The sequence below is a fragment of the Pontimicrobium sp. MEBiC01747 genome, from assembly GCF_053601635.1.
In genome coordinates this window covers 1-15,946 of sequence record NZ_JBSHNS010000094.1, presented here as the reverse complement: position 1 = coordinate 15,946, position 15,946 = coordinate 1, and the positions used below count along the sequence as shown (strand labels likewise).

Sequence of the window (15,946 nt, the reverse complement as noted above, 5' to 3'; positions counted from 1 at the left end):
CCCAATAGCTTTCCATTTAGAGATGTAGTCTTTTATTGTGGCTAAATCTGCTTTTTGTTCGCCAGCCAGTTTTACAGTTTTAACTTCTGCTAAAAGGGCTTCTTTTTCTGTGTATGCTTTTTCTTCTTCTTCACTAGCAGCATTGCGTTTTGCATGAATACGATCGAAATAAGCATTACATGCTGTTTTAAATTGTTTCCATATTTTGTCGCTATCTTTTCTAGGCACATGACCAATACGTTTCCAATCGCCTTGAATTTTCTTCATTAAAGGCGTTGTCGCTTCAAAGTCTTCATTGTCTTTATTGTCTTCAGCTATTTTTATTAAAGCTAATTTCTTTTCAAGGTTAGCAAATTGGTCTTTCTTTAAATCTTTATAAAAAGCATTTTTCTTTTTATTAAAGTTTCTTACAGCATCTTTAAATTTAGCCCAAGTGGCTTCATTAACTTTAATAGGTACTTTACCTGCTTTAAAGAATTCTTCTCTAAGTGCTTCAATCGTTTTTATAGCATTTTGCCACCCACTATGAGACTTAATAGATTCATTAGATTTCTCTTCAATCTTAGCAATAATACCATGTTTAACTTCTAGGTTTTTTTCGTATAGTTTGTCTAGGTTAGCAAAATAGTCTTGCCTTTTATCGTTAATAACTTTGGTTGCTGCTTTAAAGCGCTCCCAAATAACTTCTCTGTGTTCTTTAGATACAGGTCCTAAGTCTTCTTTCCAAAGCTTGTGTAATACTTGTAACTCTCTAAAGGATCTATTAATGTTATCGTCTTGAGCTAATTCTTCTGCACGCTCTATAATTTTTGTTTTTTTATCAAGGTTATGTGCAAAATCTTTATCTCTAAGGTCTCTATCTAAATGTAATAAATCATAAAACTTTTCAACATTAAAGTGATAACTATTCCATGCATTATTATACTTGTCTCGTGGTATAGGTCCAGCATTTTTCCAGCGTTCTTGAATGTCTTTAAATTGCTTATATTTTGTATTCATAGACTCATCATTAGCCGTTAATGCTTTTATGTCTTCTATGATTTGTAGTCTAGTTTCTAAATTATCTTTAAGATTTTTTTCTATGCCTTTGTAGTGTGCATTTAGTTTAGAACGGTATTCTTTAAAAGTGTCATTAAAACTGCGTTTTAATGGATTACTGTAATGAAAATCGATTACATTTCCACCTTGCGATAAAAACTCTTCTTTTTTCTCTTCTAGTAATGCGTTGAATTTAGTGTTAAACTCATTTTTTATACCATCAACATGAGATTTAATGGCTTGTACTTTTTCGTTTTTTACTAATTTTTCTAGCTCGATAACTAATTCATCTAAAGACATTGAGTGGTAATCTTTCTCTTCTATAGTATGTCTTTCGCTATTTCCTTCGTCTTCTGCATCTTCTGCATTTGCATCGTCAATTTCATTAATGACTGCATCATCTATGCTTGCAGAGGTTTCAACTTCTAAAGACTTTTCTGTTTCGGTAGATGTGTCTTCTGTGTTGGTAGTTGTTTCATTCGTAGGGTTTTGCGATGTTTCTTGATCGTTTGAAACGGTATCTTTAGATATGTTTTCTATCTCGTTAACTTCGTTTTTTCCATCTGCATTTTGCAGGTTATCTTGCTCTGACATTTTATTAAATGTTTAAGGTTTTTTCAAAAAATTAGACGTTAAAGATAGTAAAAGTTCATTATTTATAACGATATACATGATTTTAAATAAATAATGAAAGAAGAAGTAATCATTTTTATTTAATTATTACTAATCTATTTATTCCAAATGCGCCATGATTTTTCGGCTTGTAATTCTAACATTTTATACCCATTAATAGCTGTTGCGCCAAGTTGTTTTCCTAAACTCAAAAAAATAGTTTCTTCTGGGTTATATATTAAATCGAACAGAATATGTTTATCTGTAATTCCTTCATATGGAATGTTAGGGCAAGCATCTACGTCTGGATGCGTGCCTAATGGTGTACAGTTAATTAGTATTGTATGTTTTGTAATGTTTTTTATAGAAAGTGTATTGTAGGTGTATTTTGATTGTTTTGAAGCTGTTCTAGAGACAAAACTATATTTTATGTTTAGTTGCTTTAAGGCGTAAGCTACTGCTTTACTGGCTCCTCCTGTGCCTAAGATTAAAGCTTTTTTATGGTGTTTTTTTAAATGCGGTTGTAATGTTTTTTTAAAGCCATAATAGTCTGTATTGTAACCTATAAATTTCCCTTTTTTACTAACTTTAATAGTGTTTACAGCACCTATTTTTTTTGCAGTTTTATTAAGTTTATCTAAATAAGGTATAATTGTTTCTTTATATGGAATGGTAACATTACATCCTGATAGATTTGGGGTTTGCCTTGTTTGTATATCGAAAAGAGATATGACCTCTAAGTCGAAATTTACATAGGTGGCATCGGTTATCTTTTCATTTTTAAACTTTTCTTTAAAATATTCTCTTGAAAAAGAATAATCTATATTTCTTCCTATTAAACCAAATTTACGCATTGTGTTTTTTCATCTTTTTACCGTAGAGTTCTAGACCTAATACAATGGCTATTCCTAATATAATATATAGTATTGCCAATCCTGTTTCTGTATTTAATTCGGGAATAAAACGTTTATAATTCTCTATAATCTGCTTGCCTGTAGAGTCTAATATATATTGTCCGTTATCTTGAGTTTTATAAATTGTTTCTTTCCATGGCCATACAACTCCTAAAGAGCCAATAATAAAACCTATAATGGAGGTCATGGTTATGCTTTTATAGTGTTTTAAAATATAGTTTAAAACATGCGAAAAACTAACGAGTCCTACTACAGAGCCTAAGGTAAATGAAGCAAGTACTTTTAGCATTCTTATACGTTCTGCATTTTCTGTAAAACTAAAATTACCACCGAAAACTTCGTATACAGTATCGTATAAAGCATTTACAGAGTCTACTAATAGTAGAACATAGTTGCCTAGTAAAATTAAAATGAAAGAGCCAGAAAAGCCTGGTAGAGTCATGCCAGAGACACTAATGATTCCGCAGAAGAAAACAAACCATAAGTTGTCATTTCCCATTGCTGGATCTAAAAAACTGATACTTAAACCCAATATAGCCCCAATACATAATGCTGAAATGGTTGTAAGTCTCCAATCTTTAAAGTCTTTACTCATGTAGTAAATGGAGCCTATTATCATTCCGAAAAATATACTCCAAACATATAATTGGTAGTGTTGAATGAGGTAGTCTAAAATTTTAGAAACACTAAAATAACTAATTATCATCCCTAGAAATAATAAGCTTAAAAAGGAGCCATTTATGTATTTATAAAAGGCTTTAAAGCGTCCATTAAATAATAAACGAAAAGCAGTACCATTTACATGTTTTAAAGAATAAATAAATTCTTCATAAAAACCAGCTACAAAAGCTACGACACCTCCAGAAACCCCAGGAACTTTATTTGCCGCTCCCATGGCCAGCCCTTTAAAGACTAAAAAAAGTTTATCTGTTACTGTTCTAGTGTTTCGCATTATTTTGTTTTGCTTCCTATTTTTTCTAGTATGAAAATAGTTAAAAATCCTGTGATCATTAATATAATAGCAAATGTTAGTTGATGCTCTGTAGTGTTTAATTTAGAATAAGTAAATGGAGAAATACTTTGTTCCATTACTGTTTTATAGGATTCAAAGTTATTGGTGTTTTTTTGAAATACTGATAGTGTTCCTAAATTTGAAACAGTAGAGAATGGTACAATAGCTCCTGTGGCATCATCCATTACAGATAGGGTTTCTTTCCATGGCCAAACTTTATTTAAAGATCCTAAAATAAACCCAGTAAGTATTGCTAATGTTGTATTACGATAGTTTTTAAATAACCATTTTAAGGCATGGCTAAAACTTAATAAACTAACTAATGCTCCTACTGCAAATATGGCTATTTTTTTTATATCGAAATTATGAAAGGCATCACTTAATGTTTTATATGCTCCTAGTATTACTAATATAAATGATCCTGATATACCTGGTAATATCATGGCACAAATGGCCAAAGCTCCTGCAAAAAACAGATAATAAGGATTGGTATTTGCGGCTAATGATGGTAGACTTGTAATGTAAAAAGCAATACCAGCACCTATAATTAATGCTATTACAGTTAATAAATTCCATTTGGTAATTTGTTTTCCAATGAAATAGATGCTTACAACTATTAACCCAAAAAAGAAAGACCAAATTAATACTGGATGATATTCTATTAAGTATTTTGCTAGACGCATGAATGATACAAAACTGATAATAATACCAGATAATAATGCTAAAAGGAAATTACCATTTATTTGTGCCCAAAATGCTTTTATTCCTTGCTGTCGAAGTGTTTTAAATAAGGATAAGTTTACGTTACTTATTGTTGTTATTAGTTCTTCGTAAATACCCGATATAAAAGCTATCGTTCCTCCAGAAACTCCCGGGACTGCATCTGCAGCACCCATTGCTACACCTTTTAATGCAATAATAAAATAATCTAATAAACGTCTTTGCATATTTTTAAAAAAAACTCTCGATTAGTTATGTTTCAAAGGTATGCAAATTTAGTTATACCCTTAGTTTTGTTTAAGGTTAAATTTTTGTTTAAGAAGGCCTGTTTTTTTTTTGAATAAAAAAAGCAAACTATTTGTATTGAGTATTATTGTAAACTTAAAAACTAAATAATATATATTTAGTTTTTAAGTAATTTTTTTACTGTAGTGGAGTGGTATACTTCTGGAAAAAGTTCTTCTAAAATAATAATATGATCTGGATTAAAACGCATCGCGTTTTTAAGGTGATATGTTGCTTTTTCTGTTTCTAATAAAGTAAAATATAATCCTGCCAAACGAAATTCTATTTCGGCATTTTCTGGGTAGAATTCTGCTGCTTGTATTAGATTAAATGTGGCTGCTTCTGGTTCTCCTAATTCATTTAAAAGGTCTCCGCGAATTAACCAAGTGTCTAGTTCGTAATTACCTAATTCTATAGCGCGTTTATGTCCACGTTCTGCTTCTTCAAGAAAGTTTAATTTATGGTTTATTTGCGCATATAGTTTCCAATAGATAACATTTTCACTATCTATATTTATGGCTTTGTTAATGTAATAGAGTGCTTTTTGATAGTTCTTTTTTCTACTATAAAATTTAGTGATAGCAATCCAACCTTTATCTAATAATGGATCTTCATGTACTGTTCTATAATAATATTGAACGGCTAAATCTTCTTGACCTAATTTTTCATGACAGTTTCCTATTCTTAATAAGGCAAAAGAGGTTGGGTCTTCTAGTTTTAATGTAATGCTATAGTTTTCTATAGCTTCGTTGTAACGTTTTAGTTTTTCTAACACTTTTCCTTTTTCAAGGTACGCTCCAACAAAAGTATCGTCTGAAATGATAGCAAAATCGAAAGCATTTAATGCTTTAGAATAGAGTTCTAATTCAAAATATTGTCTTCCTAATTGGTGCCAAGCTACTTCGCAGTATGGGTTCTTGTCTAGATAAGTATTTAAATAGGTTATTGCTTCCGTTTTTTGATCAAGAAAATCGAAACAATATATAACGTTGTATAAAGCAGAATAGTCTTCGAGGTCTTCCTCAAGACATTTCATAAAATAACTTTTAGCATTTTCAAATTGATCTAGAAATAAATACTCCATACCAATTAAAGAGTATAAATCGGCATTGTCGTCTGCTAATTGTAATGCGTATTTAAGAACTTCAATTGCTTTTTCGTGATCGTCTTCTTTAGATAGAATATTTGCTTTCTGTATGTATACTTCTTCGTTTGTAGGTTCTAAATCATGTAGTTCATCTAAGAGTATGTTGGCTTCTTTTAGTTTGTTTTCAAAAACAAATATTTCAACTTTAAAAAGTTTTAATGTTATAGAGGATGGGTGTTGTTCTAACCCTAGTTTTATAGCTTTTTTTGCAAGCGCTACTTTACCTTGATTAAGGTAATGATGTATTATGTTTTCAAATTCGTTCGAGTCAAAAAACAACACATTGTTTGTTTTTAGCATCGATTCAAATTTTGTTAACGATAAGTTGTTATTTCTGTCTTGACTAAATTCCATAGGCACGTTTTCTAGGATTTAATTGTAATAGCACTATTAATCAATTAAACGTATAACTTCATAATAAATGTAACGTTCTCATTGCTTTTTTTAGTGTTGTTTTAGACAATGTTTTTAACAAAGTAATCAACAACTCTATGATTGAAAGCTTTTTTTTGATGTTTTTTACTTGATAATTAAAGTGTTACTTGAAGCTTATTTATGCTCAATTTTATTAAGAATAGCAATAATAATGCCACAGCCTTTAATGATATCTTCGTTAGAAATAGTTAATGGAGGGGTGATGCGTACGGCTTTGGCTTCAAATAATAACCAAAAAAGGATTAATCCATGGTCTTGGGCTTCTAGTATAACCTGGTTGGCTACTTCTGCCGTGGGTGTTATGGCAGCTAACATTAATCCTTTTCCTCTAATTTCTGAAATTAGTGGGTGTTGTAGATGTTGCCTTATTAATTGTTCTTTCTCTAAGGCTTGTGACATTAAGTCACTTTCTGTCACTTCTTTTAGGGTTGCTAATGCTGCAGCTGCAATTACTGGGTTGCCTCCAAAGGTGGTTATATGACCTAATTTTGGGCTGTCTTGTAAGGTCTCCATAAGTTGTGTTGATGCAGTGAAGGCGCCTATAGGCATTCCTCCTCCAAGCCCCTTTCCTGTTACTAGAATATCTGGAGTACAGTTGTAGTTTTCAAAACCAAATAGGGTGCCAGTTCTTCCAATACCTGGTTGAATTTCGTCTAGTATTAAAAGTGCTCCTACGGTTTTGCAATGTGCTTTTAATTTTTTTAGGTAGTTATTTTTTGGTTCAATAAAGCCTGCACCTCCTTGTATGGTTTCTAAGATAACACAGGCTGTTTTTGTTGTAATGTGTTTAAAATGTGGCTCGTAATTAAAGGTAATATGGCTTACGTCTGGCAATAAGGGTCTAAATGGTGCTTTGCGTTCTTCATAATCCATTAAACTTAACGATCCCATAGTATTGCCATGATAGGCATTATGTGCGGCTATTATTTGGCTTCTTCCTGTTGCACGACGTGCTAGTTTTATAGCGCCTTCTATAGCTTCGGTTCCTGAGTTTACCAAATAGGTCTTTTCTAAAGGGGCGGGTAAATGTTTTGCTAACGTTTTACTAAGTTCTACGGCGGGTTGTTGTATGTATTCCCCGTAAACCATAACATGTAAATACTTGTCTAGCTGTGCTTTTATAGCTGAAACTACTTTTGGGTGTCTGTGCCCTAAACTACAAGCCGAAACACCTGCAACAAAATCTAAATAGGCTTTATTATTAGTATCAAATATATAAGAACCCTCTGCATGCGAAATTTCTTTTGCTAGCGGATGTGGTGTTGTTTGCGCTTGGTATTTAAAGAAATCGTTAGTCATTTATTCTTTCGCTGAAATAATAGGCTTTTTATCTTTAGTTTTTGGTTTTGTGTCTGTTTTTAATAATGGTTTGTTCTTTAGTTTAGGGTTTACAAATTTTTCAGGAATTTGTCTTGATGCTTTTGCGGGTTTTACTTCTTTTGTATCTCCAACTCTTATTTTGGGTTTGCTTTCGGCATCTGCTTTTTCTACACGTTTTAATAGGGCTTCATCAAAAAACTCTTCTTCTGGAACAAAAGGGGCTAAGCCTTTTATAGTTGGTAAATTTAATGGTGGATCGTCGCTAAAAAGGTCTTCTACACTTTTTGGACGTTCTTCTGGTCTCCAATCGAATCCTTTTAATTTTCTAGCATTAACAGGGATGTCTTTTTCTGGATAAGTTTTGGCGCCAGGTTCAAAAAGCCTTTTGTATATTACAATATCTCCATTTTCAAAAAGCATTTCTATATTAGCCGATGTGGCTTTGTCAATACCTATTAATTCGTCTTTTTCATTTCTTAAATAGAAAATGGACTCTGCATTTTTATAGATATTAACGTTACTTAATTGATTGTTTTTATCAAATAATCCAACAAGTCGTTTCCCTTTTATTTGACTGTAACCATCATCGCTTATAGTATCTTTACTTATTAAAAAGGCATTGTTAAATACTATTAAAGAGTCTAGTTTCTCTGTCTCTGGGTTAGATTTTAAATGTATTGTGTCTCCAGTTATTTGGTTTTCTATACTCCAAAGCACTGGTTTTCTTGGTGGGGCAAAAGGGTCTTTAGGGGCTAGTTTAGCTAGGTTTATAAATTTGGTTAACCCAGTTTGATGATTTACATGTACAGAATCTGCTTTACCGCTTAAATCCGATTTGTAAATTTTTGCATTTCTATAGGCCCTAGTAATTCTGTTGTTTTCTTTTCCTGTTACCATTAAAGTATCTGCATGCATGTAAATAGAATCTTTTTCTTGCACAGAAATGGCTAAAGCGCGTTTGGTTATAAAGGTTGAGTCTTTAGATTTGTAGACCTCGGCATAGTGTCCTTTTATAATACTATTGTTTATGGTATCTGTAATTTTAATATTGTTTGAGGCTGATGCAAAATCTCGTTTACGATCAAAATACATACTGTCTCCTTTAACTTCTCTATTGTCGTAGTCAATTTTTGAGTTTTTAATAAAATAGCCTGTATCGTTATTGGTATCATAAAAACCACGTTCGCAATAAATGGTACTAGTTTCTCCAACAATTTTAGATGGGCCATACATGTAGGCGTGTCCTGTTTCTGAATAAAAATCTAATTGATTTGTTGTTAGTACATATTCTGGATTTACCAATTTAACGGTATTTAAAAAGCGGTATTTTTTCGCATTCATGTAATAACGGCCTACTGTACTTGTTATGGTACCAGAGGAGTCTCTAACCACTTGTCCAAAATCGTTATAATAGGCTTCTTGTTTTGCACGGTCAAAATACAATTTTTCGGTAGTTAAGGTAGAGCTAGGTTCTGTTAATACGACTTCTCCTTTTACAAATGCTAGTTTTGTTTTACCACTGTATTCTGCATACTTAGCCACCAATTGTATAGTGTCTCCTTGTTTCATGAGAACATTACCGTAGGCTTCTACAAAGTTTTCTTTGCCATATAAAACTGCTTGATCGCACCACATGTCTATACCATCATGAAATACGTGTACTTGCCCTGCATCGCTTCGTGTTAGTATGCTTGCTCCAGGGAATTTTGCTTCGTCTTTAGAACCAAAAGCTCCAGAGTCTTTTATTTCTATGTTTTTGCGTTGTTGTGCTTGTGCATTGTTTAGTATGGTAAATGCAAAAACAAAAACAATGGTATATAGGAATTTAATATGCTTCAAAATTTATAGTTTGAGCAAAAATAATGATTATAATGAGTTGACATTGTGTATTAAGATATTTTTAATCTAGGTTTATCTTAATTTTAACCTAAAAACAAGAACGTTAAATATGTTATTTAGTTTAGGGTTATAATTATAATTGAATAAAGTATGCTGTATTGTCTTTTCCTAAAAGACTTAAAGATAGTATTTTGTTTTTTGTTTCGTTTAACAATATGTATGCTAGAATCTTTGTCTTTTTAGTGTTTAATATTACATAAACCCTATCTTTAATAGTTTCTATATTATTAATATTTACACTGCTTAAATTACTGTATTCTTTGTATAAATGTGATTTGGGCGTTTTTATAGCTTTCAAGCGTATATTAGGATAGACCCAAACTCCATCTATACCTTTTCCTGCTCTAGTTTCTTTAATTAATTCAGCATAGCCTTGTTTTCGTTTTTTGTATGGTATTTTTGTATCTAGCTCTTTTGAAATATAGATGTATTTTTCTACAATAGTTTCTGGCTTAATTTGATTATTGAATAAGTCAATAGCGAATTGTTCTATCATTTCTTTTTCTGTTTCTTCTTTACAGGATAATGATAGAATTGTTATAATTATAAGTATTGAAATTTTTTTCATTTTTTTATTAATTACATGTGCTTTAAGGAGAAGGAGAACTACTAGTAGTTGCTATTTTTATATAAGTGTCTCTATTATTACATATCTATAACTATGGTTGTAAACCATATGTTGCTTTGTAGTTGTTATATACGGTTACTTGTTGGTTAGCCATATAGTTGTATTAACTCATTTGTTAGTTTTCTGCTCTGTTAAAAAAACTGTGTCCATAAACATATATTGTAAGTTACTTAAGGATAAAGATAATACTGTAAGTGCTAGAAAATTGTTAGTTTTAGATTTGAGTTTTCTGTTTATTAATAATATAATACTAAAGATGACTCCATGTATTATACCTGCAATTATAATAATATTATAAGGGTTGAAATTAAGCGGCTCTAAATTCATAAATAGCGATAGGGATATTTTGGTTGGTTCTAAGATATAAAAAAACCTATCGGAAATTTCCAATAGGTTTTTTAAATTATGTTTTTAGAGTTTATCTAAATATAGTTTGTTTTCTGTCTGGTCCAACAGATACTATTGTGATAGGAATTTCTAATTCTTTTTCTAAAAAGGCAATATATTCATTTAGTGTTGCTGGTAATTGAGATGCTTCACTCATTTCGGTTAGGTCTTCTGCCCAACCTTTAAAGTCTGTATATATTGGTTGTACGTTTTCTGGCTCTATATTATATGGTAAATGTGAAATGGTCTCTCCTTTATAATTATAAGCTGTACATACTTTTAATGTTTTAAAACCAGATAATACATCGGCTTTCATCATCATTAACTGTGTTACACCATTAACTTGACAAGCATATTTAAGGGCTACTAAATCTAACCAACCGCAACGTCTAGGACGTCCTGTTGTTGCTCCAAATTCGTGCCCAACTTTTGCCATAGTTGCCCCATCCTCATCAAACAATTCTGTTGGGAATGGTCCAGAACCTACACGCGTTGTATAGGCTTTAAAAATACCAAAAACATCTCCAATTTTATTTGGAGCTACGCCTAAACCTGTACAAGCTCCAGCTGCCGTTGTATTACTCGACGTTACAAATGGGTAGGTCCCAAAATCGATATCTAATAGAGAGCCTTGCGCGCCTTCTGCTAGTATAGATTTTTCTGCTTTTTGTGCTTGGTATATGTATTCTTCAGAGTCTATAAATGTTAACGATTTTAAAACCTTAACCGCTTCGTAAAATTCTGTTTCTAATTCTTCTAGATTGTATTGTATGTCTACGTTATAGAAGGCAATCATGGCTTCGTGCTTATTTGCTAAAGCTCTGTATTTGTCTTTCCAATCATCTAATTCTAAATCTCCAACACGTAACCCGTTTCTACCTGTTTTGTCCATGTATGTTGGGCCAATACCTTTTAACGTAGAACCTATTTTAGCTTTCCCTTTAGAGGTTTCGCTCGCTGCATCTAGTAAACGGTGTGTTGGTAGAATAATGTGTGCTTTTCTAGATATTAAAAGCGACTTTCTGTAATCTACATCTTGTTCTTCTAATTTATCTAATTCCTTTTTAAATATTACAGGGTCTATTACGACGCCGTTACCAACTAAATTTGTTGCTTCGTCATGAAAAATCCCTGAAGGAATAGTATGTAATACGTGTTTTTTACCGTTAAATACTAAGGTGTGTCCTGCGTTTGGCCCACCTTGAAAACGCGCAATAATGTTGTATTTGGAGGTTAATACATCGACAATTTTTCCTTTGCCTTCATCTCCCCATTGTAAACCTAGTAGTAAATCTACCGCCATTGTAGTTAGTTGTTTTTTGTTGTTGTTTTTCGGTTTCCGTAAAAGTAGAGCGAGTGTTTTGTGATTTCAATATCAAAAACCTCTTCTATTGTTTTCTTTATAGACTGTATTCTTGGGTCGCAAAATTCTATAACTTCGCCTGTGTCCCCAAGAATAATATGATCGTGTTGTTTATTAAAGTAAGATTTCTCGTAGTGTGCTTGGTTTTGACCAAATTGGTGTTTTCTAACCAAACCACAATCTAAGAGTAACTCTATGGTATTGTATAATGTAGCTCTACTAACGCGATATTTTTTGTTCTTCATATTTAAGTATAAAGACTCTATATCGAAATGTTCTTCGTTATTGTAAATTTCTTGTAGAATTGCGTAACGTTCTGGTGTTTTTCTATGGCTATTTTCCTCTAAAAAAGCAGTAAATACGTTTTTTACAATTTCTTGGTTTTTTGTTTCTATATCTGCACTCATAATCGTGGCAAATTTACATATTTTTTTTAGGTATGCTCTATTTATTTATTAGTTTCAGAACTGTATTATCATCAGGTTATTAACAACGGGGGTTACGCGCGGGTTACTTTGTCTATTCCGTTTATTTTTCGAAGGTTTTCCATAAGTTTTTTTAATAGGGCTCTGTTTTTTACAATAACGTTTATTTTTCCAGAGAATATACCATCATCACTTTGAAAACTAATACTATTCATGTTAACATGCATGTTAGATGAAATGACTTGTGTAATATCATTAACTAGACCTAAATTATCTATTCCAGAAAGTGCTATTTGTGCGGCAAATTCTTGTTGCGAAGAATCTATCCATTTGGCTTGCATAATGCGGTATGCATAATTAGATTGCATACTTAGTGCATTTGGGCAATTTTTTTTGTGCACTTTTATACCTTCATTTATGGTTAAAAAACCAAAAACGGCATCGCCTGGTATTGGGTTACAACAGGTTGCTAATTTATAGTCTAGTTTTTCTTCTTCTTTACCAAAAACAAGTAAATCGTATTTGTTTGTAATTTCGTCTTTGTCTAAATCTTCTTTAGAAATACTATTTTTACGATTAATTTTATTTTTAATAAAACTTACAAGGGCATTACTTCTAGATGCTGCGTACTCTTTTAGCATTGGATTACTAATAGTACCAATGCCTACACGATAAAATAAATCGAGACTTGTTTTTAATTTGAAATGGTTAACCATTTCATTAACAGATTTCTCGTTAAGTGTTATTTTTAACTGTTTTAGTTTACGGCGTAAAATTTCTTTACCATCTTCTGCTATTTCTTTCTTTTCTTCTCTAAGTAACGATTTTATTTTACTTCTAGCTCTAGAGGTTGTTGCATACTCTAACCAGTTTGGGTTTGGTTTTGCGTTTTCTGAAGTTAAAATATCTACTTGATCTCCGCTTTTAAGCTCATGACTTAATGGAACCAATTTACCGTTTACTTTGGCGCCTCTGGTTTTCATACCTACTTGTGTATGTATGCTAAAAGCAAAGTCTAAAGGTGTGGCGCCTTTTGGTAACGATTTTAAATCTCCTTTAGGTGTGAAAACAAATATTTCTTTAGAGTAAAGGTTTAATTTAAATTGTTCTACAAAATCTACAGCGTTTGTTTCTGGGTTTTCTAGGGCTTCTTGTAAGCGATTAATCCAAACATCTAAATTATCTTCTTTATCATCGTTTTTATATTTGTAGTGTGCTGCGTAACCTTTTTCGGCAATTTCATTCATTCGCTCACTACGAATTTGTACTTCTACCCAACGTCCTTTAGGTCCCATTACAGTAATATGTAAGGCTTCGTAACCCGTAGATTTTGGAGACGAAATCCAATCACGTAGGCGAATTGGGTTAGGCCTAAAGTGGTCTGTAACTACAGAATAAATTTTCCAAGCTAAAAACTTTTCGTTTTCGGTATCTGTTTTATAGATTATTCTAACGGCAAATTTATCGTATACCTCATCAAAAGATACGCCTTGTTTTGCCATTTTTCGTTTTATTGAAAATATAGACTTTGGGCGCCCTTTAATTTCATAGGTTAAATTTTCTTTGTCTAATGAGGTTTTTATAACATTATTAAATTCTCGAATGTAAGCATCTTGCTCTTGCTTACTTTCTTGCATTTTGTTTAATATGTCGTTATATATTTCTGGCTCTGTATATTTTAAACTTAAATCTTCTAGTTCTGTTTTTATGTTATAGAGCCCAATTCTGTGTGCTAAAGGTGCATATATGTATAGGGTTTCGCTAGCAATTTTTACCTGTTTATCTGCACGCATGGAGTCCATAGTTTGCATATTATGGAGACGATCTGCGATTTTAATAATTATAACGCGAACATCATCGTTTAATGTTAGTAACATTTTACGAAAATTCTCGGCTTGTAAAGAAACATCGGTATCCTTTTTTAAAGAGGATATTTTTGTTAATCCATCTACAATTCTAGCTACAGTTTCTCCAAAAAGACGTTCTATATCTTTTATGGAATAATCTTCGTTGTCTTCTACAACATCATGTAATAATGCTGCAGCAATAGAGGTGGCATCTAAGCCAATTTCTGAAGCAACAATAGTGGCCACAGCAATAGGGTGGAAGATGTAGGCTTCTCCACTTTTTCTACGTTGTTCTTTGTGTGCATCTACAGCGACATCGAAAGCTTTACGAATTAACTTTTTATCTTCATCGGATAGCGTTGTATAGCTTACTTTTAAAAGTTTTTTGTAGGCTTTAGCAATAGCTGCATTTTCATTTTCAATTTCAACTTCGGTCATATATTAAAAATAGTGTAAAATTTTTAACTCACAAACAAGTCATGTGTTTTTATTTAAAAGAAATTCTTACAGTAATTCTTAGACAATAATAACTTATTAATTTTCAATATTCATTTTTTTAGGACCATTTATTTGGTGAGATGTAGTTAGGGTCTGTAAATGGTTCTGGGATAGTCTAGTATGTTAGTTTTTTCATTTTGTAACTCTTTTAATGTGTTTTTTGCAATCCATTGTGCCGTTTTATTTTTGTTTTTTAGAATACGGTTTGCAGCGGCTATTGCTAAAGTATTTAAATCTTTATTACGTTTACCAATATTACGTAAAGCCCAATTCACAGCTTTTTTTACATAAAGTCTATTATCTGTAACATTAATTTCAATAATAGATATAAAGTCTTCAAAAATAGCATTATCAGCAAATTTATCTGCCATACAATATGCGGCTATGGTTGCAAAGCCAGCTCGTTTTTGAAATTCTTGTTCGCGCTTAGTCCATTCTAAAATTTTAGGGATGGCAAAATTACTCTTTGCAACTAAGCCCATAGCAAAAGAATCTGTTATTTCCCAGTTTTCGAAAGTTACAACCCACTGCTCTAAAAGGGCGTTTGTTACAGTTTTAGGGTTATATAGTTTACTACATAATAACCTAGCTTCGTAAATATTTGTGTTAAATAAAGTTTCTGCTAATTTATCGTCTCTACCTATTTCTTTAGCTAAAACTTTAAGGTCTTTATGGTAAATGCCTAGTGCATTATTGGCTACAACTCCAAATTTTTGTTGTTTAAAGACTACTTTTTCTGGTTGTGCTAAATTGTGAAGTTTTTTTAAAACAACATCTAATGTCATTAGTCTTCTTTTTTATAAACCTCCATTTTTATACCTATTCCGTAGTTATTTAACCCAGAGAGTAGTAAGTTGGATTTTTTTATGTTTTTCTTATCATATAAAACCCATTTATTGCCATTTAAAAATATACGTTTTACATAGGTGCGTTTAGCAGGGATTTTATCTGTAAAAGGTAATAGGGGTCTAAACGTTGTAGATACTTTTACAATCCCCCTTTTAGTTTTTATTTCTTGATATTTTTTATTTGGAATGAGTTTTCCTTTCTTATCTGTATAACCTAAAACTTGTAATGATATAAATGCGCCAGATTTAGGGATAAAAATATCGTATTTGCTAACATCTAGATCATAAATTTTCTCGTTTGCTTCGGTTGCAATAAAGACAACTTTATCGTAGGTTAATACTTCTCCAGGTTCACCATTATTGTTTTCGTAAAAATTAACTCTAAATAATGTTGAAAAAGGTTTCTTTTTAGATTTAGCTTGTTTTCTTTTATGCCATGTTTTGGCTTCTACTTTTATGGGAAGATAAACTCTTGTTATCCGTTTTGTTTTTTTATCCTCATTAGGAAAAAATACAGCAATTTCAGATTCTATAGTTGGGAGCCAACATTTATAATAATCTTCATGTG

Annotated in this window: 12 protein-coding genes and 1 pseudogene; all 13 read right to left on the bottom strand. The window is 31.8% G+C overall.

The features are described 5' to 3' along the window. Positions 1 to 1,632, bottom strand: a 1,632-nt coding sequence (locus ACVC2P_RS01865; RefSeq protein ID WP_452596785.1) for a DUF349 domain-containing protein, incomplete at its 3' end; no start/stop codon positions are given. A gap of 134 nt (positions 1,633 to 1,766) precedes the next feature. Continuing rightward, positions 1,767 to 2,504 (bottom strand): shikimate dehydrogenase family protein, encoded by a 738-nt coding sequence (locus ACVC2P_RS01860; RefSeq protein ID WP_452596784.1) that lies wholly within the window; start codon positions 2,502 to 2,504, stop codon positions 1,767 to 1,769. After that, positions 2,497 to 3,516: a DUF368 domain-containing protein gene (locus ACVC2P_RS01855; protein WP_452596783.1), complete on the bottom strand. Its 1,020-nt coding sequence runs from the start codon at positions 3,514 to 3,516 to the stop codon at positions 2,497 to 2,499. Before ACVC2P_RS01855 ends, ACVC2P_RS01860 begins: the two co-directional genes overlap by 8 nt. Next, the gene (locus tag ACVC2P_RS01850; RefSeq protein ID WP_452596782.1) at positions 3,516 to 4,523 is read right to left on the bottom strand and encodes a DUF368 domain-containing protein; all 1,008 of its coding nucleotides are present in this window, start codon (positions 4,521 to 4,523) and stop codon (positions 3,516 to 3,518) included. The genes ACVC2P_RS01855 and ACVC2P_RS01850 overlap by 1 nt, the downstream gene beginning before the upstream one ends. A gap of 176 nt (positions 4,524 to 4,699) precedes the next feature. Beyond that, a complete protein-coding gene (locus ACVC2P_RS01845; protein WP_452596781.1) occupies positions 4,700 to 6,082 on the bottom strand; it encodes a tetratricopeptide repeat protein in 1,383 nt (460 codons plus the stop codon). A gap of 195 nt (positions 6,083 to 6,277) precedes the next feature. Next, positions 6,278 to 7,462 carry an aspartate aminotransferase family protein gene (locus ACVC2P_RS01840; RefSeq protein WP_452596780.1) on the bottom strand — a complete coding sequence of 395 codons (1,185 nt, stop codon included), beginning with the start codon at positions 7,460 to 7,462 and terminating at the stop codon, positions 6,278 to 6,280. Beyond that, a complete protein-coding gene (locus ACVC2P_RS01835; RefSeq protein ID WP_452596779.1) occupies positions 7,463 to 9,322 on the bottom strand; it encodes an OstA-like protein in 1,860 nt (619 codons plus the stop codon). 133 nt (positions 9,323 to 9,455) lie between these two features. Continuing rightward, entirely contained in the window at positions 9,456 to 9,950 is a 495-nt protein-coding gene (locus ACVC2P_RS01830; protein ID WP_452596778.1) for a hypothetical protein, read from the bottom strand. A gap of 478 nt (positions 9,951 to 10,428) precedes the next feature. Then, on the bottom strand, positions 10,429 to 11,700 hold the full coding sequence (locus ACVC2P_RS01825) for an adenylosuccinate synthase (protein WP_452596777.1): 1,272 nt from the start codon (positions 11,698 to 11,700) through the stop codon (positions 10,429 to 10,431). Positions 11,701 to 11,705: 5 nt separating this feature from the next. After that, complete coding sequence (locus ACVC2P_RS01820; RefSeq protein WP_452596776.1) at positions 11,706 to 12,167, bottom strand: Fur family transcriptional regulator; 462 nt, start codon at positions 12,165 to 12,167, stop codon at positions 11,706 to 11,708. Between the two features lie 92 nt (positions 12,168 to 12,259). Beyond that, positions 12,260 to 14,470 carry a RelA/SpoT family protein gene (locus tag ACVC2P_RS01815; protein ID WP_452596775.1) on the bottom strand — a complete coding sequence of 737 codons (2,211 nt, stop codon included), beginning with the start codon at positions 14,468 to 14,470 and terminating at the stop codon, positions 12,260 to 12,262. Between the two features lie 146 nt (positions 14,471 to 14,616). Continuing rightward, positions 14,617 to 15,315 (bottom strand): DNA alkylation repair protein, encoded by a 699-nt coding sequence (locus ACVC2P_RS01810; RefSeq protein WP_452596774.1) that lies wholly within the window; start codon positions 15,313 to 15,315, stop codon positions 14,617 to 14,619. After that, positions 15,315 to 15,946, bottom strand: a pseudogene (locus ACVC2P_RS01805) (hypothetical protein); the annotation flags it as partial. The pseudogene ACVC2P_RS01805 and the gene ACVC2P_RS01810, both read right to left, overlap by 1 nt.